The sequence below is a fragment of the Mycobacterium sp. Soil_C_30 genome, from assembly GCF_057656995.1.
This window is the reverse complement of sequence record NZ_JBDGJH010000002.1, coordinates 339,792-360,279: the sequence shown is the minus strand read 5'-3', so window position 1 is coordinate 360,279 and position 20,488 is coordinate 339,792. Positions and strand designations below refer to the sequence as shown.

The 20,488-nt window shown below is 64.3% G+C and carries 22 protein-coding genes and 2 pseudogenes; 18 read left to right on the top strand and 6 right to left on the bottom strand.

The features are described from left to right. Positions 1–3 precede the first annotated feature (3 nt). The 5 genes and pseudogenes from AC3A6P_RS04675 (at position 4) to AC3A6P_RS04655 (ending at position 3,858) form a co-directional block, all read left to right on the top strand. Complete coding sequence (locus AC3A6P_RS04675) at positions 4–918, top strand: metal-dependent hydrolase (protein WP_487689000.1); 915 nt, start codon at positions 4–6, stop codon at positions 916–918. Next, a complete protein-coding gene (locus tag AC3A6P_RS04670) occupies positions 915–2,036 on the top strand; it encodes a PDR/VanB family oxidoreductase (RefSeq protein WP_487688998.1) in 1,122 nt (373 codons plus the stop codon). The genes AC3A6P_RS04675 and AC3A6P_RS04670 overlap by 4 nt, the downstream gene beginning before the upstream one ends. A gap of 160 nt (positions 2,037–2,196) precedes the next feature. Further along, positions 2,197–3,114, top strand: a complete 918-nt coding sequence (locus AC3A6P_RS04665; RefSeq protein ID WP_487688996.1) for a short-chain dehydrogenase/reductase — start codon at positions 2,197–2,199, stop codon at positions 3,112–3,114. 272 nt (positions 3,115–3,386) lie between these two features. Then, positions 3,387–3,461 (top strand): annotated as a pseudogene (locus tag AC3A6P_RS04660) (hypothetical protein); the annotation flags it as partial. Between the two features lie 202 nt (positions 3,462–3,663). Then, a complete protein-coding gene (locus tag AC3A6P_RS04655; protein WP_487689412.1) occupies positions 3,664–3,858 on the top strand; it encodes a hypothetical protein in 195 nt (64 codons plus the stop codon). A 321-nt stretch (positions 3,859–4,179) separates the two neighbouring features. On the opposite strand, the gene AC3A6P_RS04650 is transcribed toward AC3A6P_RS04655, so the two are convergent. Beyond that, positions 4,180–4,851 (bottom strand): TetR/AcrR family transcriptional regulator, encoded by a 672-nt coding sequence (locus tag AC3A6P_RS04650; RefSeq protein ID WP_487688994.1) that lies wholly within the window; start codon positions 4,849–4,851, stop codon positions 4,180–4,182. 117 nt (positions 4,852–4,968) lie between these two features. Between AC3A6P_RS04650 and AC3A6P_RS04645 the strand changes: the two genes are divergently transcribed. From AC3A6P_RS04645 to AC3A6P_RS04615, 7 genes are all read left to right on the top strand, one after another. Beyond that, complete coding sequence (locus AC3A6P_RS04645; protein WP_487688992.1) at positions 4,969–5,952, top strand: enoyl-CoA hydratase/isomerase family protein; 984 nt, start codon at positions 4,969–4,971, stop codon at positions 5,950–5,952. Further along, positions 5,949–6,866, top strand: a complete 918-nt coding sequence (locus tag AC3A6P_RS04640; protein ID WP_487688989.1) for an alpha/beta hydrolase — start codon at positions 5,949–5,951, stop codon at positions 6,864–6,866. Before AC3A6P_RS04645 ends, AC3A6P_RS04640 begins: the two co-directional genes overlap by 4 nt. After that, positions 6,863–7,471, top strand: a complete 609-nt coding sequence (locus AC3A6P_RS04635; protein WP_487688986.1) for a carboxymuconolactone decarboxylase family protein — start codon at positions 6,863–6,865, stop codon at positions 7,469–7,471. The genes AC3A6P_RS04640 and AC3A6P_RS04635 overlap by 4 nt, the downstream gene beginning before the upstream one ends. Continuing rightward, entirely contained in the window at positions 7,468–8,961 is a 1,494-nt protein-coding gene (locus AC3A6P_RS04630) for a class I adenylate-forming enzyme family protein (protein ID WP_487688983.1), read from the top strand. Before AC3A6P_RS04635 ends, AC3A6P_RS04630 begins: the two co-directional genes overlap by 4 nt. Continuing rightward, positions 8,958–9,977, top strand: coding sequence for an NADP-dependent oxidoreductase (locus tag AC3A6P_RS04625; RefSeq protein ID WP_487688982.1), 1,020 nt, complete (start codon positions 8,958–8,960; stop codon positions 9,975–9,977). Before AC3A6P_RS04630 ends, AC3A6P_RS04625 begins: the two co-directional genes overlap by 4 nt. After that, positions 9,974–11,605 carry a GMC oxidoreductase gene (locus AC3A6P_RS04620; RefSeq protein WP_487688979.1) on the top strand — a complete coding sequence of 544 codons (1,632 nt, stop codon included), beginning with the start codon at positions 9,974–9,976 and terminating at the stop codon, positions 11,603–11,605. The genes AC3A6P_RS04625 and AC3A6P_RS04620 overlap by 4 nt, the downstream gene beginning before the upstream one ends. Positions 11,606–12,010: 405 nt before the next feature. Further along, on the top strand, positions 12,011–12,700 hold the full coding sequence (locus AC3A6P_RS04615; protein ID WP_487688976.1) for an SDR family oxidoreductase: 690 nt from the start codon (positions 12,011–12,013) through the stop codon (positions 12,698–12,700). 4 nt (positions 12,701–12,704) lie between these two features. On the opposite strand, the gene AC3A6P_RS04610 is transcribed toward AC3A6P_RS04615, so the two are convergent. Next, on the bottom strand, positions 12,705–13,133 hold the full coding sequence (locus AC3A6P_RS04610) for a tautomerase family protein (protein ID WP_487688973.1): 429 nt from the start codon (positions 13,131–13,133) through the stop codon (positions 12,705–12,707). A gap of 157 nt (positions 13,134–13,290) precedes the next feature. On the opposite strand from AC3A6P_RS04610, the gene AC3A6P_RS04605 reads away from it, so the two are divergent. Next, positions 13,291–14,025 carry a TetR/AcrR family transcriptional regulator gene (locus tag AC3A6P_RS04605; protein WP_487688970.1) on the top strand — a complete coding sequence of 245 codons (735 nt, stop codon included), beginning with the start codon at positions 13,291–13,293 and terminating at the stop codon, positions 14,023–14,025. Between the two features lie 217 nt (positions 14,026–14,242). Here the strand turns inward: AC3A6P_RS04605 and AC3A6P_RS04600 are convergent, their stop codons facing one another. After that, positions 14,243–14,818: a TetR/AcrR family transcriptional regulator gene (locus AC3A6P_RS04600; RefSeq protein WP_487688967.1), complete on the bottom strand. Its 576-nt coding sequence runs from the start codon at positions 14,816–14,818 to the stop codon at positions 14,243–14,245. A gap of 111 nt (positions 14,819–14,929) precedes the next feature. On the opposite strand from AC3A6P_RS04600, the gene AC3A6P_RS04595 reads away from it, so the two are divergent. Both AC3A6P_RS04595 and AC3A6P_RS04590 read left to right on the top strand, forming a co-directional pair. Continuing rightward, positions 14,930–16,174, top strand: coding sequence for an NADH:flavin oxidoreductase/NADH oxidase family protein (locus AC3A6P_RS04595; protein ID WP_487688964.1), 1,245 nt, complete (start codon positions 14,930–14,932; stop codon positions 16,172–16,174). After that, the gene (locus AC3A6P_RS04590) at positions 16,171–17,031 is read left to right on the top strand and encodes an alpha/beta fold hydrolase (protein WP_487688961.1); all 861 of its coding nucleotides are present in this window, start codon (positions 16,171–16,173) and stop codon (positions 17,029–17,031) included. Before AC3A6P_RS04595 ends, AC3A6P_RS04590 begins: the two co-directional genes overlap by 4 nt. 8 nt (positions 17,032–17,039) lie before the next feature. Here the strand turns inward: AC3A6P_RS04590 and AC3A6P_RS04585 are convergent, their stop codons facing one another. Further along, on the bottom strand, positions 17,040–17,486 hold the full coding sequence (locus AC3A6P_RS04585; RefSeq protein ID WP_487688959.1) for a MarR family winged helix-turn-helix transcriptional regulator: 447 nt from the start codon (positions 17,484–17,486) through the stop codon (positions 17,040–17,042). Positions 17,487–17,517: 31 nt separating this feature from the next. On the opposite strand from AC3A6P_RS04585, the gene AC3A6P_RS04580 reads away from it, so the two are divergent. The 3 genes and pseudogenes from AC3A6P_RS04580 to AC3A6P_RS04570 form a co-directional block, all read left to right on the top strand. Then, positions 17,518–18,084 carry a PaaI family thioesterase gene (locus tag AC3A6P_RS04580; RefSeq protein WP_487688956.1) on the top strand — a complete coding sequence of 189 codons (567 nt, stop codon included), beginning with the start codon at positions 17,518–17,520 and terminating at the stop codon, positions 18,082–18,084. Positions 18,085–18,100: 16 nt separating this feature from the next. Continuing rightward, positions 18,101–18,595, top strand: coding sequence for a MaoC family dehydratase (locus AC3A6P_RS04575; RefSeq protein ID WP_487688954.1), 495 nt, complete (start codon positions 18,101–18,103; stop codon positions 18,593–18,595). 108 nt (positions 18,596–18,703) lie between these two features. After that, positions 18,704–19,075: pseudogene (locus tag AC3A6P_RS04570) on the top strand (aldo/keto reductase); the annotation flags it as partial. A gap of 557 nt (positions 19,076–19,632) precedes the next feature. On the opposite strand, the gene AC3A6P_RS04565 reads toward AC3A6P_RS04570, so the two are convergent. Continuing rightward, entirely contained in the window at positions 19,633–19,953 is a 321-nt protein-coding gene (locus AC3A6P_RS04565) for an ArsR/SmtB family transcription factor (protein ID WP_487688951.1), read from the bottom strand. Beyond that, positions 19,950–20,432, bottom strand: coding sequence for an SRPBCC family protein (locus tag AC3A6P_RS04560; protein ID WP_487688948.1), 483 nt, complete (start codon positions 20,430–20,432; stop codon positions 19,950–19,952). Before AC3A6P_RS04560 ends, AC3A6P_RS04565 begins: the two co-directional genes overlap by 4 nt. Positions 20,433–20,488 lie beyond the last annotated feature (56 nt).

Here is a 20,488-nt window from a genome sequence, read left to right as displayed (position 1 = left end):
TAAATGGCCACCAAAATGGACCGTTCGTACGAACCCAACAAGATAGCTCTACACGCACGCAACGTGAAGTTCGACTGGAAGGGCCTACCCTTCCGGTGGATTCCGGGCGAACACTTCGCGTCCCATTACATCAACGTGCTGCACCTGCTACTGCCCGAGGGCGAGCGCTGGTTCGTCAAGGTATTCAGCGAGATTCTGCCGATGATCAACGACGAACGGCTGCGCGAGGACGTGATCGGATTCATCGGCCAGGAAGGCATCCACGCAGCCTCCCACCAAGATGTACAAGACTATTTCACCGCCAACGGACTCGATGTCAAACCCTACGTCGCCGAGTTGGAAACCATGTTCCGCAAAATCCTGGGCGACCGCGACCTGCAGGGCCGCGCGAGGGACGAATGGCTGGTCGAGCGGGCGGCGATGATCGCCGGCATCGAACACCTGACCGCAGTCTTGGGCAACTGGTCACTGAACTCCCCCAAGCTGGATGAACTCAAAGCCAACCCGACGATGCTCGACCTCATTCGGTGGCACGGCGCCGAGGAGATCGAACACCGCACGGTCGCGTATGACGTTTTTATGCACGTCGACGGCCGCTACTGGCGCCGGCTCCGCGCCTACGGCGTCGGCGGCATGTTGCTGTTTTCCCTGTGGTGGCGCGGCGTGCGCCATCTGATGGCCAACGACCCAACCATTCCCGATGCCACCAAGCGGCCCCGCGCCGCAATACGTAGGCTCATTTCCGCCGAGGCGCGCCGCATCGTACCGGGCCTGGCCATGTTCACTTCGGCCTCCTGGAGGTACTTCCTACCCAACTATCATCCGGCCAAAGAAGGCTCAACCTCGCAGGCGGTCGCCTACCTCGCGAAGTCCCCGGCGGCCCTGCGCGCCGATGCGCTGGCCGAGGCGCATGAATGATCAATGCTGTTGCCACCGAACTGATCCCAAGCCGGTGCTCTGGCCGTGCGGCCCGCTACACTGCTGGCGTCGACATCCCCGACCAGGCCGTTTACCGCTTCTTTGAGGCCGTCGTCGGCCGGTGGTGGACCAAGGCCGCCCACCGTTCCGGGAGCGGCCGCGAGGCGCTCGGCCATGTCGACCGTGACCTGCACGTCCGGATCAACCGGATCGAGGACCAGAGCGACGGCGTCCGAACACTGTGGTTCGCCCGCGCCGACGGTGCGCGCCTGCCCGCATGGGATCCGGGCGCCCACGTCGACGTGCTACTTCCCAGCGGCAAGATGCGACAGTACAGCCTCACCAGTGACCCTGACGACCTGCGCAGTTACCGGATCGCGGTGCGCCGCATCGACCCGGGCAACGGTGGGGGCGGAGGCTCCGCCGAAGTCCACACCCTTCAGGCGGGGGACGAGCTGACACTGAAAGGACCGCGCAACGCGTTCCCGTTCATTACCTCACCGCACGGATATCTCTTCGTCGCCGGCGGCATCGGCATCACCCCGATCCTGCCCATGCTCCGCGACGCCGTCCAGCGCGGCGATCGATTCACCTTCGTCTACACAGGACGCACCCGCGATTCGATGCCATTCATCCACGAGCTTCAAAACCTTTTGAGCAACAGAGGAATCCACCTATGGCCGGATGACGAGTACGGCGTGCCCGACGCCGCCCGAATCATCGACCTCGCCCCTCAAGGCGCCGCGCTGTACGCGTGCGGCCCGACCCCGATGATCGAAGCGATTCGCGCATACATTCCCAACCCTCAGATCGACACATTGCACTACGAGAGGTTCAGCCCTCCCCTGGTACTCGGCGGCAAGACTTTCGCCCTGCGGCTCGCGCACACCGGCACCCGCCTGCGAGTGGAGGCTGACGAGTCAGCCCTGAGCGCCGTCCGCAGGGTGCGTCCGGATCAGGCCTACTCCTGCCAGCAAGGCTTCTGCGGGACCTGCAAGGTGAGGGTGCAGGAGGGGCGTGTCGAGCACCGCGACAAGGTGCTGACTGACGATGAACGCGCCGATCACATGATTCTGTGTGTCTCCCGTGGGACAGGCACGGTCACGATCGAGGCATGACTATGACCCTGTCACACTTCCCGACCACTCCATGGAGCGCCGAGAACGCCCCCATAGGCCGAAAGCGAAGTGTTTTGTGCGACAGGGACCGCCATAGTGGCAGGTGCGTGAAGCCTTCGGGAGGCTTGCCTCTTCTGTATAACGAAGTTATAGTAATCCCGTGCGTCAGAATCTGCGAGGCAAGAGGATCGTCATCACCGGGGCCGCGCGCGGAATCGGAGAGAACGTGGCACGCCAGGCAGCCGCACGCGGCGCCAGGATCGCGGCGATCGGCCTGGAGCCCGAGCGGTTAAGCAGGCTGGCCGCCGACCTGGGTTCCGGCGCGGTGTGGCGAGAAGCCGACGTGCGCGACGGCGCAGCGGTCAAGACTGCGATCAACGAGTGCGCCGATGCGTTGGGCGGTATCGACGCGTTGGTGGCCAACGCCGGCGTGGTTGGCTACGGCACGGTGCGCCACACCGACGACGACGCCTTCGCCCGGGTGCTCGACATCAATGTGAATGGGGTGTTTCGCACCCTGAAGTTCGCCACCCCGCACCTGCACCGCAGCCGCGGCCATGCCCTCGTGGTGGCCTCGGCGATCTCGTTTACCCCGCTTGCGGGTCTGGCCTCCTACGCTGCCAGCAAAGCCGGCGTCGAGATGCTGGCACTGGCCTACCGCCAGGAGGTCGCTCACCTGGGCATCACGGTCGGGCTCGTGCATCCATCGTGGATCGACACCGACCTGGTCCGCGTCGTCGACGCCGACCTGCCCTCGATGCGGGAACTTCGCAGCCGGCTGCCCTATCCAGGCAACGTGACCACCAGCGCGGACAAGGCCGCATCGGCAATCGTGCGCGGGATCGCGCGTCGCCGCGGACGGATCTACGTCCCCCGCGCGGTCGCCATAGCCAACTGGGGAAAGGCGGCGGTGAACTCACCGGCGGCGTGGCCCTGGATGCGCCGTATCACCTCCGACCTCATGCCCAGTCTGGAGCGGGAGGTGACCGCGTTGGGCCGGCATCACCAACCCCTGCCGAGCGCCGACACGCCCCAGGACGGAAGCGTTGCCTACATCGTCGCTCCGCCAAATCCTTGAGCACTCAGATTCGAACCACTTGCAGCCGCACGGCTCGATCAGATGAGGTAACCGCCACGCTCCGCAGCATCTACACCCGTGACCACGACGAGTTCCGCAAGACGATCCGGCCGTTCCTCGAGCGCGAGGTGGTACCCGAGTTCGACGGCTGGTTCGAGGCCGGGCGGTGCCACGTGAGTCATACCGCAAACTCGGCGAACTGGGGATCTTCGGAATTGAGGTCCCCCTAGAAGTACGGCGAGGCCGGCCTCGAGTCCTACAAGTACACCGCCGTGCTCAACGAGGAGAGCGCGCTGGCGGGGATCAACTTCGGCAGCAGCCACGTGCACGTCGGGTTGTGTCTGGCTTATCTGCTGGCCTACGGCACCACTGAGCAGAAACAACGCTGGCTGCCCGGATTCGTCAGCGCCGCAAAGACAGTCATCACCGGCGGGATGTACGCCGGCCGCGTCATCGTGTGCGCCCGCACCGCCGCGACGGCATCTCGCTATTCGTGGTCGACACCGACTCGCCGGGCTTCAGCGTCGGACGCAACTCGACAAACTCGGATTGAAGGCCTCCGAGACCGCCGAGCTGGCGTTCGTCGACGTGCCATGTTCCGTCGAGGATTTCCTCGGCGAAGAGCACGCCGGGTTCTCCCACCTGGCCGATAACCTCACCGGCCAACGCCTCACCATCGCCCAACTGTCCTTCTGCCAGACCCGCGCCGCGGTCGAATTCTCGGACCAGTACTGGATGGGATGACCTCGAGTACGACACCAAATACGCACGAATAACCGAACAGGCGACCTTTCAACTGGTTCGCCACCGCGGCGGGCACACTGCCGGGTCAGCTTATTAGACCCGCCACACCGGCTGGTCTGGATCGAGAACCAGCCTCCCGACCCGGTCAACGAGGTCCGATTCGACCTCAAACGCGATCCAGCCGGCAAAACAACCCTGACACTGAGCAAGGAGTTCTGGCACTGATCGGCCACCGCACCGCTCGTCTGCACATTGCCGACATGCCACGAACGCCGGTTGCGGTGAGCCCGCGGCCCGAACCTGTCGGAGCGGCGATCTCGTTCACAAGTACCGTGACGCCGCGGCGTCATGGGACCTCTGTGCGCGATCGCGCGAATCTCCCAGGCCAACAGCGAAATTGACTCCCAGCGGCATGAGCACGTCCCGGACAGGGTCGGCACTGTCGGCGAAGGTACCGGCCAGCTCGAGAGTAATGAACCCGTGCACCTGGCTCCACAGTTGGGCGGCGATCGCCTCTGGGGCCTGCTCAACGACCCGTCCAGAGTCGACCAGCCGCGCGCACGCGGCGAATATCGGGACATACGCATCTCGAAACGCCCTGGACGTGCCCCGCTTTCCAGCATCGCACGGTACCAACGGTCGATAGGTAGCGCGGGTGGACAATCCGAACATCAGATCGTAGAGGTGCGGACTCTGGCGGGCAACCCTTCGACAGGTCAGTGCCAGCGCGGCCAGATCTGCCACCGGGTCATCGGTAATCGCGACCGCGCCGAATGCAATCCCCAGTGCGGTGAATCCGTGGTCGATCACGGCATGGGTCAGTTCCGGCACCCCGCCGAAGTGACTGTAGACCGCCATCGTCGAAAGACCGGCGGCCGCAGCGACCGTGCGGGCCTTGATCGCCGAGGGCCCCTGTTCGGCCAGCAGTCGGGTGGTGACCGCGATGAGCCGTCCCGCCACACCGTCGGGGTCGCGCCTTGCCTGATCCGTCATGCCGACACCCGTCCCTTCCCGTCGGCCGATGCAGCTCCGCGTCACCCCTTGCCGCATTATATAACTTCGTTATACTATCGGATAACTTCGTTATAAGGGATCGCGGAAAGGACTCTCATGACAGAGCAGGTACGAGGCGAACTCGTGATCGAGGACCGCGGGGCGGTGCTGATCGCGCGAGTGGACGGCGGGCCGCACAGTCTGTTCGGCGTCCAGATCGCCAACGAGCTCGACGCGTTGGTCGAGCGGGCCGACCGTGATCCGAACGTACACGCGGTGGTGTTCACCGGTGCGCGCGAGGGACGGTTCGTCAGTCACGCCGACGTGCGCTGGTTGCAGGCCGAAGGCGCGGCAGTGCCGACGTTGAGCCGTTCCCTGGCCTCGGCCGCGCTGCGCACGGCCCGCGGCATCGACCGTGCCCGCGCGCTGGATCCGGTGGTGCAGAAGACCCCGATGCGCGGTGTCGCCCAACTGGACCGGCTGCACAACACGTTCCTGCGAATGAACGCCAGCGGCGTCGTCTACGTTGCCGCCCTCAACGGCTCCGCCCTGGGTTTGGGCGCCGAATTCGCCTGGGCGTGCGATCTGCGGATCATGGCCAACGACGAAAAGTACTTCATCGGTCAGCCCGAGGTGCTGCTGGGCATCATGCCCGGCGGCGGCGGCAGCCAGCGTCTGACCCGGCTGATCGGCACCCACAAGTCGCTGGTCGCCATCCTGGAAGGCAAGCCGTTCACCCCCGCGCAAGCCCTGGACAACGGCGCCGTTGACGAAGTTGTCCCCACCGACGAGGTGGTCGCCCGCGCGGTCGAGGTGGCCGAGTACTTCGGCCGACGCACGAAGGGATCGGTCGAGGCGATCAAACGCTCGGTGTACTTCGGCGGCTCACTGTCACTGCCTGAGGGCCTTCACGTGGAGCGCACCGAATTCCTGGGCACCGACCAGTCCGCAAAGGGCCAACAGCTGATGCTGCAGTACCTCGACGACATCGACGCTGTGGGCGAGCTACCGCTCTATCACGGCGACACCTATGCCCAAGCCCTGGAATCGGGCACCGTGCCCGCTCTGTCCACCATCGACAGAAGGGTCGCCGGCAAATGAGTACCGCACCGCCTTTCACCCGTCACGACGTCTCGTTCGCCTCCGGCGATGACACCTGCAAGGCCTGGCTCTATCTGCCCACCGGCGTCACCGCACCACCGGTGGTGATCCTCGGCCACGGGCTGGGCGCCACCCGCGAGATGCGTCTGGACGCCTTCGCCGAACGCTTCGCAGCGGCCGGTATCGCCGCGCTGGCGTTCACCTACCGCCACTTCGGCGACAGCACCGGCCAACCCCGGCAACTGTTGTCGATCACGCGTCAACTGGCCGACTGGGACGCCGCCATCGCCCACGTCAAGGGCCGCCGCGACGTCGACGGCACCCGGATCGCGGTGTGGGGCAGCTCGTTCGGCGGCGGGCACTCCATCACCGTCGCGTCACGGCATCCCGAGCTGGCTGCGGCGGTGGCACAATGCCCGTTCACCGACGGGCTGGCCTCGGCGCTGGCGCTGGGTCCGGTGGCGGCACTGAAGGTGCTGCCCTCGGTGGCCAAGGACTACGCCGCCATCCTGCGGGGCAAGCCGCCGGCGATGATCCCGCTGGCCGGACGCCCCGGGTCGTTGGCCCTGATGAACGCCCCGGACGCACTGCCCGGTTATCAGGCGCTGCTGCCGCCGGATTCCACGTTCCGCAACGAGGTCGCCGCCCGCGTCGCCCCGACCATCACCATGTATCGGCCTGGCCGCCAAGCGCACAAGATCGCCTTCCCGATCCTGTTCTGCATCAGCGACACCGACACCGTCACCCCGCCCGCGCAGACCGAGCGCTACGCCAAGACGGCGCCGCGCGGGGAGATCAAGCACTACGACGCCGGGCACTTCGAGTTCTACCTCGGCGAACCGTTCGAACAACTGGTCGCCGACCAGACCGAATTCCTGACCCGTCACCTGGCGTCGACCGAGGTGCGGTCGTGACCGCCGATCCCGCCGACGCCCTGGGGGGACGGCTCCCGCTGGCCGACCCCACGGCGCTGACCGGCGAACAACGTGCCCTGTTCGACCGGATGATGGCCCGCATTGTGCCATGGGCCGACGAGGCCGGATTCGCCAGCACCGACGACGGCCGGTTAATAGGGCCGTTCAACCCCGCGCTGCTCAACCCCGCCGTGACGGCGTCGCTGCTGGACCTCAGTGTCACCGAACGCACCCACACCTCGCTGAGTGAGCGCGTGCGCGAGGTCGTCATCCTCGCGGTCGGCGCGGTCTGGCGAGCCGATTACGAGGTGTACGCCCACGTCGCGCTGGCCCGCACCGCGGGACTGTCCGAAGAGGCGGCCCGGATGATCGCCACCGGCCAGGAACCCGACGAACTCAACGAGCAGGAACTGATTGCCCAACGGCTCACCACCGCACTGTCGGTCGCTCACCGGGTCAGCGACGATCTCTACCGCCAAGCCGAAGACTCCTTCGGCGCTCAGGGTCTGGTCGACATCGCCTTCCTGATCGGCATCTATCACTCGGTATGCGCGGTACTGACGCTGTTCTCCATCCCTGCTCCCGGACAGGGGCCCCACTCGTGAAGCTGTCCACTCTGCCCGACCGCCGCGCCGCCGCCGACCCGCACGGCCCGGCCGTCGACGATACCCGCCTGCGGCTGACCAATTCCGCGCTGCGGGACCGGGTACACGCCGTTGCACATCAACTGTGCGACATGGGGATCGAGCCCGGGGACGTGGTGGCGGTCATGCTGCGCAACCGCACCGAGTTCGTCATCGTGCTGTTCGCCGCGTGGCGCGTCGGCGCGGCAATCACCCCGATCAATCCGAGTCTCACCGGCGACGAGGTGGCCCGCCAACTCGCCGACTCCAACGCCCGTCTGATGGTGATCGAAGACGACTGCACGACCGCCACCCACGTACCGGTCCTCGAGGCCACCGACCTGGCCGCCTCCAACGACACCGCCACGCTCGACACCATTGCGCCGGCGCACGACAACACCGCGGCACTGGCACTGGTGATCTACACCAGCGGCACCACCGGCACCCCCAAGGGCGTCATGCTCGACCACGCCAACCTCGACGCCATGGCTGATATGGGCCGCCGCGCCCTGGACATCGGCACAGCCGACCGGTGCCTGCTGATCCTGCCGCTTTTCCACGTCAACGGCATCGTCGTCAGCGTGGTCACTCCCCTGCTGGCCGGGGCCAGCATCGTCATCGCCGACCGATTCGACCCCGCCACCTTCTTCACGCTCGTCGAAGCCGAGAAACCCACCTTCTTCAGCGGCGTGCCGACGATTTACACCATGCTCGCCGCACTGCCGGCCGACATCACGCCTGACACCTCCTCGGTCCGGTTCGCGATCTGCGGCGCCGCCCCGGCCTCGCCGGAACTGTTGACACGCTTCGAGAACCGCTACGGTTTTCCCCTCATCGAGGGCTACGGCCTGTCGGAGGGCACCTGTGCGTCCACCATCAACCCACCTGAGGCGCCCCGCGCCGGGACCGTCGGAAAACCGTTCCCCGGCCAGCGGATCCGCATCGTCGATACCGCGGGCAACGAGGCCCCGCTCGGGGAGGACGGCGAGGTGCTCATCGCCGGACCCAACGTCATGCGCGGGTACCTCGGCCGCCCCGAGGACACCGCGCGCACCGTAGTCGACGGCTGGCTGCACACCGGCGACATCGGTCACCTCGATGCCGACGGCTACCTGTCTCTGGCCGGCAGATCCAAGGACATGATCATCCGCGGCGGGGAGAACATCTACCCCCGTGAGATCGAGGACGTCCTGGCCGGCGACCCAAGCGTGCTGGAAGCCGCCGTGATCGGCGTCCCCGACGAGAAGTGGGGAGAGGTCGTAATCGCCTATGTGACACCACGTCCCGGGGCCACCATCAATCCCGAAGAACTACACGCACGATGCACCAAGAGCCTCGCCGGATACAAACGACCCACCTCAATCGTCGAAGTGGCTGTCATCCCGAAGAACCCCGTTGGCAAGGTCGACAAGGCTCCGTTGCGCGCCGCCCACGGCCCAACACCGACAACAGCCAAGGAGGCACCACGATGAAGGCGTTCGCCGTTACCCGTTACGGAAAGAGCAAAACCATTGCGGCGACGCAGACACCCGAGCCGGCACTGCGTGACAACGATGTCCTGGTCCAGATCCATGCGGCCAGCATCAATCCGCTGGACCTGAAGATCCGCAATGGCGAACTCAAACCGCTTCTGCCGTATAAACTTCCTGTCATTCTCGGCAACGACCTGGCCGGTGTGGTGATCAAGACCGGCCCACGGGTGACCGGCTTCAAACCCGGTGACGCGGTGTTCGCCAAACCCAACCAGGACCGTATCGGCACGTTTGCCGAGTACCTCGCCGTCGATGAAAGCGATATCGCGCCAAAGCCCCAGCGCCTCACGATGGTCGAGGCCGCATCACTTCCCCTGGTCGCGCTCACCGCCTGGCAGGCCCTGGTCGTCAAGGCGCATGTGCAACCCGGCCAGAAGGTGCTCATCCACGCGGGTTCCGGCGGATTGGGCAGCATCGCCATCCAACTCGCCAAGCACCTGGGCGCCACCGTCGCCACGACCACGAGCGCCAAGAACGCCGACTGGGTCAAAGATCTTGGTGCCGATCTCGTCATCGACTACCGGACTCAAGACTTCTCGACCGAGCTCTCCGGCTTCGACGTCGTTTTGGACACCCAGGGCGGTGCCACGTTGGACAAGTCACTGCAGGTGCTCAAGCCCGGCGGCCTCGTCATCTCGGTGGCCGGTCCACCCGAGCCGGCCTTCGCCCACGAGTTCGGTGCGAGCTGGGTGCTGGTCCAGGCCATGCGGGCGTTGAGCTTTTCGATCCGCCGCAAAGCCAGGCGCCGCTCGGTGAACTACTCCTTCCTGTTCATGACCGCCAACGGCGCGCAGCTGCGCGAACTCGGCGCGCTCGTGGAAGCCGGGGTAATCCGGCCCGTCATCGACCGGGTCTTCGCGTTCGACGACACCCTGAAAGCCCTGGCCTACGTCGAAGGCGGGCACTCCAAAGGCAAAGTCGTCGTGGAAATGCCGACCACCACCCGACCGCTATGAGCGCCGATCTCGATTTCGACTGGCTGGTGATCGGATCCGGATTTGGCGGTAGCGTCTCGGCGTTGCGGCTGTCGGAGAGGGGGTTTCGCGTCGGCGTCCTCGAACGAGGCCGCCGCTACGCGTCCGCCGACCTGCCCGCATCAGCCTGGCAATCCGACAAGTACAACTGGGTCCCCCGTCTGGGCAAACTGGGCATCATGCGAACCTCGATGTTCCGCCATGTGTTCTTCCCGTCCCAGAGCGGCGTCGGCGGCGGCAGCCTGGTCTACGGCGGCGTGCTCTACCGCGCCAAAAAGGAGTTCTTCGACGCCGACCAGTGGAGTCGCCTCGGCGACTGGGAGCATCTGCTGTCCCCGCACTACGCCACCGCCGAACGGATGCTCGGCGCCGCCCCTGTCCCCTTCGATTCCCAACACCAGCAATGGATCCGCGACATCGGCCGCCATTTCGGCACCCAGGACACTGTCACCCGCGCCCCCACCGGCGTGTTCTTCGGCGAGCCCGGCAAGACCGTGCCTGACCCCTACTTCGGAGGCGCGGGCCCCGACCGCACCGGTTGCACCCGCTGCGGTGAGTGCATGGTCGGCTGCCGCGTCGGCGCAGTCAACTCACTGACCAAGAACTACCTGTGGTTCGCCGAGCGCAACGGTGTGCAGATCCTCCCCGAACATCAAGTGGTGGACGTCGTCCCGCTGGGCAGCCCCGACGGCAGTGACGGCTACCGGGTCAGCGTCGAGCACCCTCGCCGCGGACGCCATCGCGACCCGCACAGCTACACCACGCGCGGGGTCGTCTTCGCCGGTGGCGCGCTCGGCACCAACGAGCTGCTGGCAAACTGCAAACATGGCGGCTCACTACCCCGTATCAGCGACCGCCTCGGTGAACTGGTCCGCACCAACAGCGAATCCGTGCTCACCGTCCTGTTGCCCGAGGATCGCGGCAGCTGGCGCGACGTCACCGCCAGCAGCAGTGTGCACGTCGACGCCGACACCCACGTCGAACTGCTGACCTACGGACCACACGCCGACATGCTCAGCCTGCTGTACACCGTGCTCGTCGGCGACGGCACCCGCATCACCCGGCCACTGAAATGGCTCGCCACCATCGCCCGACACCCGCGCAGATGGCTGAAGACCCTGTGGCCGGTGGGCTGGAGTAGGCGCATGGTCATGCTGCTGGTGATGCAGTCACGCGACAACGCCATCTCCTTTCGCGCCCACAAACGTCACCTCGGCCGCGGGTACCGGCTCACCAGCGAGCAGAACAGCGACAATCCCAGCCCCACCTATATCGAGAAGGGCAACCAGGTTGCCCGCTGGCTGGCACAGCACACTGGCGGCATCGCCCAGAGCAACGTGCTCGAGGCACTGGGCAACATCCCGTCCACCGCCCACCTGCTCGGCGGCGCCGTCATCGCCGACGACCCCAGCCACGGCGTGATCGACAAGAACCTGCATGTGTTCGGCTACCGCAACATGCTGGTCTGCGACGGATCGGCGATGCCAGCCAACCCAGGGGTGAATCCTGCGCTGACCATAACGGCTCTCGCCGAATATGCAATGGCTCAAATTCCGCCAGCCCCATCACCGGTGCATCCAATCCAACTGCCGGACAACATGTTCCACTGACTTTGGCAGGCAATCGACGAGCGACCACTTCGAGACGCACTACCTATGTGGTTGCCGGCAAGTGACATGCACCGGGCACGACTCCATAAGGGTTGCTCGACCGGCCGTGGCACTCGGGGTGAGTTCGCAACTGGCCGAACTCGGGCGGCCGCGGCTGATATGTATATGGCTGCCCCATATACGAAGCCACGTGGCAGATACGGGGTGAACGGCCTTCGTTGCTACCGCTGGTCGTGAGTGATCGTTTCAGTTCAACGCCAATCGCTCTGCAATGAAGCCGGTCAGGAGACGCAGCACAACCGACTCACTACCATCAGGTAGACCGATTGATATAGTCAGCTAGAGGCCGCGGTGGCCCGGATCGAAACCATGACCAGCTAAATCCCTTATACGACAGGAGAACTCATGACCAGCCTTGCCGGACAGACCGTCCTCGTCACAGGTGCCAACCGTGGCATGGGCCGCGAGTACGTCGCCCAGCTTCTCGACCGCGGTACAGCCAAGATTTACGCCGCCGCCCGCAATCCCGACACTGTTGATGCCGCTGACCCGCGAGTGGTGCCGCTGCAACTGGACGTCGCTGACGCGGCTTCGGTAGCCGCGGCTGCCGAAGCCGCCGCGGATGTGTCCGTGCTCATCAACAACGCAGGCATCGCCCGGGGTGCCTCGGTGCTCTCCACCGACACCACACTCATGCGAGAAGAGTTCGAAACCAACCTGTTCGGCCCCCTGGCATTGGTGTCGGCATTCGCCGACAGGATCGCTGAACGCTCGGGAGCAATCATCAACGTCTCGTCGGTGCTGGCCTGGCTGCCGATCGGGGCCAGCTACGGCGTCACCAAGGCCGCGTTGTGGAGCGCGACAAACTCCATGCGTCTCGAGCTGGCTCCACGCGGCGTTCAGGTGGTCGGCGTATACGTCGGCTTGGTCGATACCGATATGGCCGCCTTCGCCGGCGATGTCCCGAAATCCGCACCGGCGGACGTGATCCGCCAGGTGCTCGACGGCGTCGAGTCCGGCGCCACCGAGGTGCTCGCCGACGAGATGACCCACCAAGCTCGCGCCCAACTCAGCGCGCCTCTCGGTGCTACGTAAGGCGCTACGGCGCGGACAGGATCGATCCGAGCTGGGCCCGATGGCGATCCAGCCACTCGGCCTCTTCACCGGGGGCGGGCATGATCAACCCCGCCTCCATGATCGACGTCGAGTCGACCTCATTGAGGCCGAGCAAAAGACTCCGGACATCTTGACCGGTGATGCGAACCCAGGCGTCCGAGAGCTGAGTCAACAGCTCAGCCCGAGAGTCCCTGGTCCGACCGGCGCGGATGGTGCCGCTGATCACCGATACGGCGCGGGGAACTCCGGCGGTGAAGAACATTGATGGCTGGTAGTCAAGGAAAACGACGTTCACAAAGGCGCGCGGCGCCCCGGTGACCGAGACGTGGATTGCAGTGATGGCCTCCGCCAGTTCCGAGCGTTGCTCGTCCTCCAGCGTCCCCGTGGGGGTCAGACATTGGTAAAGCGGCATGACTACGGACCCCCGAGATCAAAGGAATAGAACCTCGTTACAGTTTACCCCGGACTCGTGGGGCATGTGCACTATTACAGCCAGGGCAGCCGGAGGTTGCCCTGGCCTTGTACCCTCGATCCACGGCGGTCACTGGTACCGCCCTCGTGGGAGGTCGGTGGCAACTGCGATGCCCAAGTCCACGAAGACTGCCACCTCACCCAAGTCGACAAGGGATGGGGCCGCACGACTGGATCGCGATCAGGCCGTCAACCAGTTGGTTTCGGCCGCAATCATGCTGCTGACAACAGAGGGCCCTGCCGCGATCAAGGCCCGCACGGTGGCGGAGGCCGCCGGGCTGTCGACGATCGCTGTCTACCATCACATTGGCGGGCTGCCGGAGCTCATCCAGGAGGTCGTCGATCGCGGATTCCGCGATCTCGGTGACACCTTCTTGAATGCCCCCTCAAGCGATGACCCGGTCACAACGCTTTTCGCAATCGCGCTGGCCTGCCGCAACTTCGCGCAGGCCAGTCCACATCTGTACGACCTGATGTTCGGCTTGTCCACCAGGGGCAGCTACCGACCCCTCGATCCCGCAAAGACAGCGGCGCGCGGGCGCGTCGACAATTTCCAGAAGGCCTACAACTATCTGATCGAGGGCTGTACCCGGCTGGCCGACAGTGGCCGCATCCACCGCGACCAGAAACCCGAATTGATCGCTCCCCAGCTGTGGAGCACGGTGCACGGGTTCGTGACACTTGAACTCGGCGCACACCTATCGATATTCGACAACCCGGTACGCGATGTGCTGCTGCCAATGATGGTCAATCTCGTGGTCGGGCTTGGTGACGACAGAAAATCGGCGACAGCTTCCCACCTTGCTGCCCTAAAGACGGCCGAAAAACACTAGCAGCGAAGTTCCGGCGCCGAGGTTTGTGACCTCACGAGAATGCGCCGAAGCGTCCGTCCTACAAGAGGTTCTTGGGACTGCTGAAGCTCAGCACCCCGCGAGTTGGACGCCACGCCGTGGGTGAAGCCAACCCGCCCCTGGCGGGGATAGCCTCAGGTCGCCATGCCGACTCCAAACACCATCATGAACCTTCAAGGTCGGAAGCCCACAACGTTCCTCATGATTGGAGGCGAACTCGTCGCGGATATCGATAGATCTTGACCAGCTCATCCAGATGACTGCAAGCCTGCTCAAGCGGACGAGTGGAACGGGCCGCACGCGACAACACTACCGCGCCCTCGATTGTGGCGATCACTGTGTACGACAGTGACTGTGCCACAGCAGACTTCACTCCATCTTCGATCAAACGATCAGCTAGTAGCGCGGCCCACTTGTCAAACACGTCGGCCGCCGCCGCTGCCGCCTGGGGCGCCGCATTGCTGCTGCATGCCGCAGCAAGAATAGGACACCCGCCTTCGAAGTCCGACCGCAGCAACTCCTCGCACCACATCTGCGCGAAAGCGACAATGGGTTCCGGCTGAACGAGGAATTCACGCAGCGCCTCTGCCAATGAATCGCCGGCCGCAGTGGTCGCGGCAGCCACAAGTTCAGCCTTCCCACCCGGGAAGTTCAGGTAGATCGACCGCCTCGCCACTCCACTGACCGAGAGAATCTCAGCAATCCCGGTGCCGGCCACACCGTTTCGCTGCATCAGCGTAGTTGTCGCCGACATCAGACGCTCCCGCACTCGCATACTTGCACTATACCAACTGGTCTACTACGGTCGACGTGACTTTACGTAGATCGATCGGTATACCCATTCCTGTGTTGAGCGTCGCCCGTTGCGGAGCGAGAGGACCTAGGCATGACATCCCTGCACGACCCACTCCACCTGCCGTGCGGCCAAGTGCTGCCCAATCGCATCATGAAAGCGGCGCTCAGCGAAGGGTTGGGCGATAAACAGCACGCGCCCGATTCGCGACTGGAGCGACTGTTCACCAGTTGGGGTCACGGGGGCTACGGCCTCATCATCACCGGCAACGTGATGGTCGATCACACGCAATTGGGAGAGCCTGGCAACGTCGTGATCGAGGACGAGCGGAATCTGCCGGCACTGACACGCTGGGCCAAATCGACCAAGGATATGGGCGTGCCGATCTGGGTTCAGCTCAATCATCCTGGACGCCAGTCCAATCCGCTCAATCTTGGGCACACTCCGGTGGCACCAAGCGCCATCGCGGTCAACATGCCCGGTGCAGCCACTCCACGTGAGCTCACGGGGTCTGAGATCGAGCAGATCATCGAACGGTTCGCGACCGCCGCTCAGGTGTGCGAAACCGCAGGCTTCGACGGCGTCCAGATTCACGGTGCGCATGGCTATCTGGTGGCCCAATTCCTCTCGCCGCTATCCAATCGGCGCGACGATGACTGGGGAGGTGACGCGAAGCGGCGTATGCGCTTCGTCCTCGAGATCACTCGAAGAATCCGGTCTCGCGTCACACCGGGCTTCGCCGTCGGCATCAAGCTGAACTCAGCGGACTTTCAGCGCGGTGGATTTACCGAGGACGAATCTCGGGCTGTACTCGCGGCGCTGGCCACCGAAGGGATCGATCTGTTCGAGATCAGTGGTGGCAGCTACGAGCAGCCCGCCATGATGGGGGCCACCGCAGCCAGCACCCGCGCACGAGAGGCCTATTTCCTAGATTACGCCCGCACCGCCCGCAGTCTCATCGGCGACATCCCACTGGCCGTCACCGGCGGCTTCCGGTCGCGCGCAGCAATGAATGACGCGGTGTCCAGCGGCGAGTGCGATATCGTCGGACTCGGAAGACCGACGGCCACGACCATCGACGCTGCGCATGCCATCCTGTCAGGGCACAGGGAGTCGCTGCCCACCCATCAGATGACCTTCGGGATACCCCAGCCGCTGGCCAAGCTGTTCAACACCAAGACCTTCGACGGTCTGCTGGACCTCAGCTGGCACATCGACCAGTTGCACCGCGTCGGCGCAGGCCTGCAACCGGATCTCAATCGGGGCCGGATCGCAACCACCTTGGCGATGGTGCGCCGCAACGGGCGCGCGTCCTTCGTTCGCAGGCGCGGGCTGTGAGCAAAAGGGATGACAATGCAGAAGAGACCGCCACCGCCACCACAGCACGCACGCAGTACCTGACCGTCGGGGGTACACCTTTCGCCTACCGCGTTTTCGGCCCAAGCCGAGGAGTACCCCTGATCGGTCTACACCACTTCACAGCCACCATCGACGACTGGGATCCACGTGTCATCGACGGAATCGCCGCCCACCGTCGCGTGATGATCTTCGACAACCGAGGTGTAGGCGGCAGCGAGGGACGCACGCCCACAACGGTTTCGGCAATGGCCGACGATGCGATCGCCGTAATCCGCGGGCTGGGCCTCGCCGAAGTGGACCTCATGGGGTTCTCGCTCGGCGGCTTCATTGTCCAAGCAATCGCATCGAAGCAACCAACACTGGTCAGACGAATTATTCTCACCGGAACCGGTCCAGCCGGCGGCGACGGAGTCGGCAACATCTCACTGCGACTCATCTCCGACACCCTCCAAGGATTGCTGACCCTCACCGACCCCAAGCGCTACCTGTTCTTCACACGAACACCCAACGGCAAGGCCACGGCAGCGGAGTATATGCTCCGGTTAAAGGAGCGCACTGTTGATCGGGTGAAGCCCAGCACACCGTTGACGATGGCCGCGCAGCTACTGGCAATCCGCCGGTGGGGCAATCAAACTCCCATGGATTTGGCGGCGATTACCCACCCTGCGCTCGTTGCCAATGGCGAAGACGATCGGATGCTACCCACGCGAGCGTCATTCGACCTTGCGCATCGGCTTCCCAACGCTCAGTTGCGCATCTATCCCGACTCGGGCCACGGCGGGGTATTCCAGCATCATGACCGATTCGTACCTCATGCGCTCACGTTTCTGCGATGAACCCCGTTTCACTGCAAACCGGCCAGGGTATCGTCCACCAAGCGGTGCAACTCGGTAATGCGCTCCCCACCCAACTGCTGTTCAAGCGACCGTTGCGCCTGCTTCCACGCCTTGCTCGACCGAAGGCGCTGCGCGTCTCCCTCCGCGGTGATGACGATCAGTCGACTCCGGGCACTTTCTCCGTGCTCGATGGTCACCCACCCTTGAGATGACAGCGGTCGCATATTGCGAGTCAGGGTCGAGGCATCCATCTGCAGCCAGCCGGCCAGGTCCGTCGGACGGATCGGACCCATCCGTGAGATGGCCGAAAGGAGCGCGTACTGGGTGTTCCTGATACCAGATTCGGCAAGAAACCGGTCATAGTGCCGGGTGAGTGCCCGGTCTAGCCTGCGCACCGCCAGGTTGGTACATCGGAGGTGACCGTCAGGATCATGCACGTGCGGTACGGTGGACATAACACTTGTATATACAACAAAATGGGGCAAGATGGGCACAACCGACATCGATGAGACTCTTGAGCGCTGGGAGGCCGACGAGAAGAACGTGCGCGCGAGACTCGGCGCTGCCGCGGTCGCACCCCTGGAACAGACACTCCCCCGCACCGGCATACAGTTTTTCGACGCTATCTTCGCTGGCGAACTACCGAGACCACCGATCGGCGACGCACTTGATTACGTACCCATCCACATCGAGCCGGGACTGGCGGTATTCCAGGGCCGACCGGCGCCGAGGTTCTACAACCCTCTCGGCACAGTCCATGGTGGCTGGTACGCTACGCTGCTCGACTCAGCTCTCGGGTGTGCAGTGCACAGCACACTGGCAGCCGGAAAACGTTTCACCACACTCGAACTGAAGATCAACATGATCCGCGCGCTGACCTCCTCGGTACCAATGGTTCGTGCCGAGGGGCGAGTCGTACATGTGGGCCGACAAGTCGCCACCGCCGAGGGCCGACTGCTCGGCCCGGACGACAAGCTCTACGCACACGCCACCACGACCTGCCTGATCTCGGATGCGCCTGGATCACCAGCGGGAAAGGATCGACATGAGTAGCCCATCAAGTCACGAAATGGACGACCGAGCGGGACTCTACCTCGAGGATCTTCACGTCGGACAGTGCTTCTCGGGACAGGACCGCGTCACCGTGGAGCCAGAACGAGTGAAGTCCTTTGCAGAAGAATTCGATCCCCAGCCGTTCCATCTCAACGAGTGTGCTGCGCAAAACTCGATCTTCGGAGCACTTGCGGCCAGCGGTTGGCACACCGCCGCGATCACCATGCGCCTGCTCGTCGCCGGTGCATTCAAGCCCGCGGGGGGAATAGTCGGGGCCGGCTTCACCGAACTCAAGTGGCCTCGACCGGTCCGGCCCGGGGACGAACTCCGGGTCGAGACTGAGGTGCTTGAGGTTCGCCCATCGAAATCCCGGCCCACACAGGGAATCGTCACCACACGAACCTCGACATTCAACCAACGCAACGAGGTGGTCCAGGTGTCGGTGGGGCAAGTGATCGTTCAGCGACGACCGCAGCGCACCTTGACATCTCAGGAATGGGCCGAAGGATGAACTACACACGTTTCGGCAGAACCGGATTGCTCGTGTCCGAGTTGGGTACTCGGCACCGGTAGCCTCGGAACGGGATGGGGCTATGGCAACGACCCGGACACGGGTGCCGAGATCTTCAACGCCTATGCCGACGCGGGCGGGAACTTCATCGACACTGGCGACGTCTACTAATTCGGCCAGTCCGAGGAGCATCTCGGGTCGCTGCTTCGGGGGCGCCGTGACAACTTCGTACTGGCAACAAAGTTCACCAACGGGGCTTCCCCCGGTGCTAATCCGCTAGTTCTCGGAACAGTCGAAAAGCGATGGCCGCCTCCTTGGAGGCGAGCCTCAAGCGTCTCGGCACCGATCGCCATCGGTATCTACTGGGTGCACCACCCCGACGGAGTGACTCCCGCCGAGGAGATTCTGCGCGGACTCGACGATCTCGCACGGTCCGGGAAGATCCTCTATGCCGAGCTGTCGAACTTTCCCGCATGGTGACTGGGCCGTGCGGTTGACAATGGGGGATCTCACCTGCTGTGTTCCGATCGCCGCAGCACGATGCGAGCACAGCCTCGTCCACCGCGAGCCCGAGACAGATCGCGACATCCCGGCCTTCACGACCGGCCCCGGTACGGATTTGGTGCCGGCGTTGCCGGCCAGTCCGTCGCGGTTGATCTCGGCGATGATCTCCACGATCCGGCCCTCGATGGCATTACGCTGCCCGGTCAACTCCGCCAGCGTATCGAACAACACGTCAAGCCGCTGCGCGGGAAACATCCCGGCATCAGCCAAAGGTGTTGCGGAGGAAACGAACCCATCAACACAAAAGGGGTGTGACAAAAACCGGGCCGCAGAACGCAACGGCCACGGCGGCGTTAGGGCATTGCGTTTCGCGGGGTCCGCCAACCATCCACCTGACGAAACACCGAGGCTGCCTGAATACCGTGCGGGACTCTCCGAAGTGTTGAACCACAACACCTTCGAGCTAAACTGTAGCCGGATGGAAGCGGATCCGCAGGCGGCTGCTTCAACGAAGCCCGGCCCGTTCGCCACCTCTAGTCGTCCTCCACGAACGCTTTCAAGCGTCCGAGCGCACGGTCCCACCTGGTCGACAAAGCTGCCAGGTAATCACCGGCGGCGTTGAGCGGCGTGGGCTCGACGGTCCAGATCCGTTCGCGTCCGCGTTTGGCGCTGCTCACCACCCCGGCCGTCTGCAACAGTTCGAGGTGCTTGGTGGTTGCCTGGCGACTCAGCGTGATGGACTGCGCCAGTTGCAGAGTCGAGCGTGGCCCGGCGTCACACAGAGCGATCACGATGTCGAGGCGATGGGGATCACCCAGAGCGCCGAACACCGTCGCGGTTGACGCAGTGGTCATCGCTGCGCTTCGAGCGCAAGGAACTTGCCGACCAGTCGGGTCTGCAGCTCCCAACCCTCGCTGTTGCCGCGGAAGGTACCGTCGCGATGTTCGGCGGGCAGCGCATCGAAACCGGACTCGACGATCTCGAGCAGGGTCCCGGCTTCCTGTTCGGTGAGCGTGAACTCGACCAGCGTGGTGAGGTCGGCAAACTCCGTTTCGGACAGCGGATTCCACCGGAAGGCGAGCCGGCGCCCGGGCTCAACGGCGACGATCGACAAGGTGACCGGCGCCCCGACATACGGGCGTTGCTTGGCCGCGACCTCGTCGTCGACGGATGTCTCGGTGATCTGTCCGGAGACTCGTTGACCTTCGACGAAGGCCCCGTCGACCTTCATGCCGAACCAGGTGCCGAATTTCGTGGAATCGCTGATGGCATCCCATACCCGCTCCAGCGGAGCGGCGAGCAGGACGGATTTTTCGATCCGGTCGGCAGTCATAGGCAACCTCCTTGTTGCCTATCAGCTCACCACACATGCCAGAGAAAGGCAACCTT

Coding starts and splice junctions, on each gene's coding strand:
- AC3A6P_RS04580 (WP_487688956.1), top strand. CDS start 17,518: ATGGGCACAACCGACATCGATGAGACTCTTGAGCGCTGGGAGGCCGAC.
- AC3A6P_RS04650 (WP_487688994.1), bottom strand. CDS start 4,851: ATGACGGATCAGGCAAGGCGCGACCCCGACGGTGTGGCGGGACGGCTC.
- AC3A6P_RS04565 (WP_487688951.1), bottom strand. CDS start 19,953: ATGACCACTGCGTCAACCGCGACGGTGTTCGGCGCTCTGGGTGATCCC.
- AC3A6P_RS04615 (WP_487688976.1), top strand. CDS start 12,011: ATGACCAGCCTTGCCGGACAGACCGTCCTCGTCACAGGTGCCAACCGT.
- AC3A6P_RS04640 (WP_487688989.1), top strand. CDS start 5,949: ATGAGTACCGCACCGCCTTTCACCCGTCACGACGTCTCGTTCGCCTCC.
- AC3A6P_RS04610 (WP_487688973.1), bottom strand. CDS start 13,133: ATGCCGCTTTACCAATGTCTGACCCCCACGGGGACGCTGGAGGACGAG.
- AC3A6P_RS04595 (WP_487688964.1), top strand. CDS start 14,930: ATGACATCCCTGCACGACCCACTCCACCTGCCGTGCGGCCAAGTGCTG.
- AC3A6P_RS04670 (WP_487688998.1), top strand. CDS start 915: ATGATCAATGCTGTTGCCACCGAACTGATCCCAAGCCGGTGCTCTGGC.
- AC3A6P_RS04675 (WP_487689000.1), top strand. CDS start 4: ATGGCCACCAAAATGGACCGTTCGTACGAACCCAACAAGATAGCTCTA.
- AC3A6P_RS04575 (WP_487688954.1), top strand. CDS start 18,101: ATGGACGACCGAGCGGGACTCTACCTCGAGGATCTTCACGTCGGACAG.
- AC3A6P_RS04645 (WP_487688992.1), top strand. CDS start 4,969: ATGACAGAGCAGGTACGAGGCGAACTCGTGATCGAGGACCGCGGGGCG.
- AC3A6P_RS04560 (WP_487688948.1), bottom strand. CDS start 20,432: ATGACTGCCGACCGGATCGAAAAATCCGTCCTGCTCGCCGCTCCGCTG.
- AC3A6P_RS04625 (WP_487688982.1), top strand. CDS start 8,958: ATGAAGGCGTTCGCCGTTACCCGTTACGGAAAGAGCAAAACCATTGCG.
- AC3A6P_RS04600 (WP_487688967.1), bottom strand. CDS start 14,818: ATGCGAGTGCGGGAGCGTCTGATGTCGGCGACAACTACGCTGATGCAG.
- AC3A6P_RS04585 (WP_487688959.1), bottom strand. CDS start 17,486: ATGTCCACCGTACCGCACGTGCATGATCCTGACGGTCACCTCCGATGT.
- AC3A6P_RS04620 (WP_487688979.1), top strand. CDS start 9,974: ATGAGCGCCGATCTCGATTTCGACTGGCTGGTGATCGGATCCGGATTT.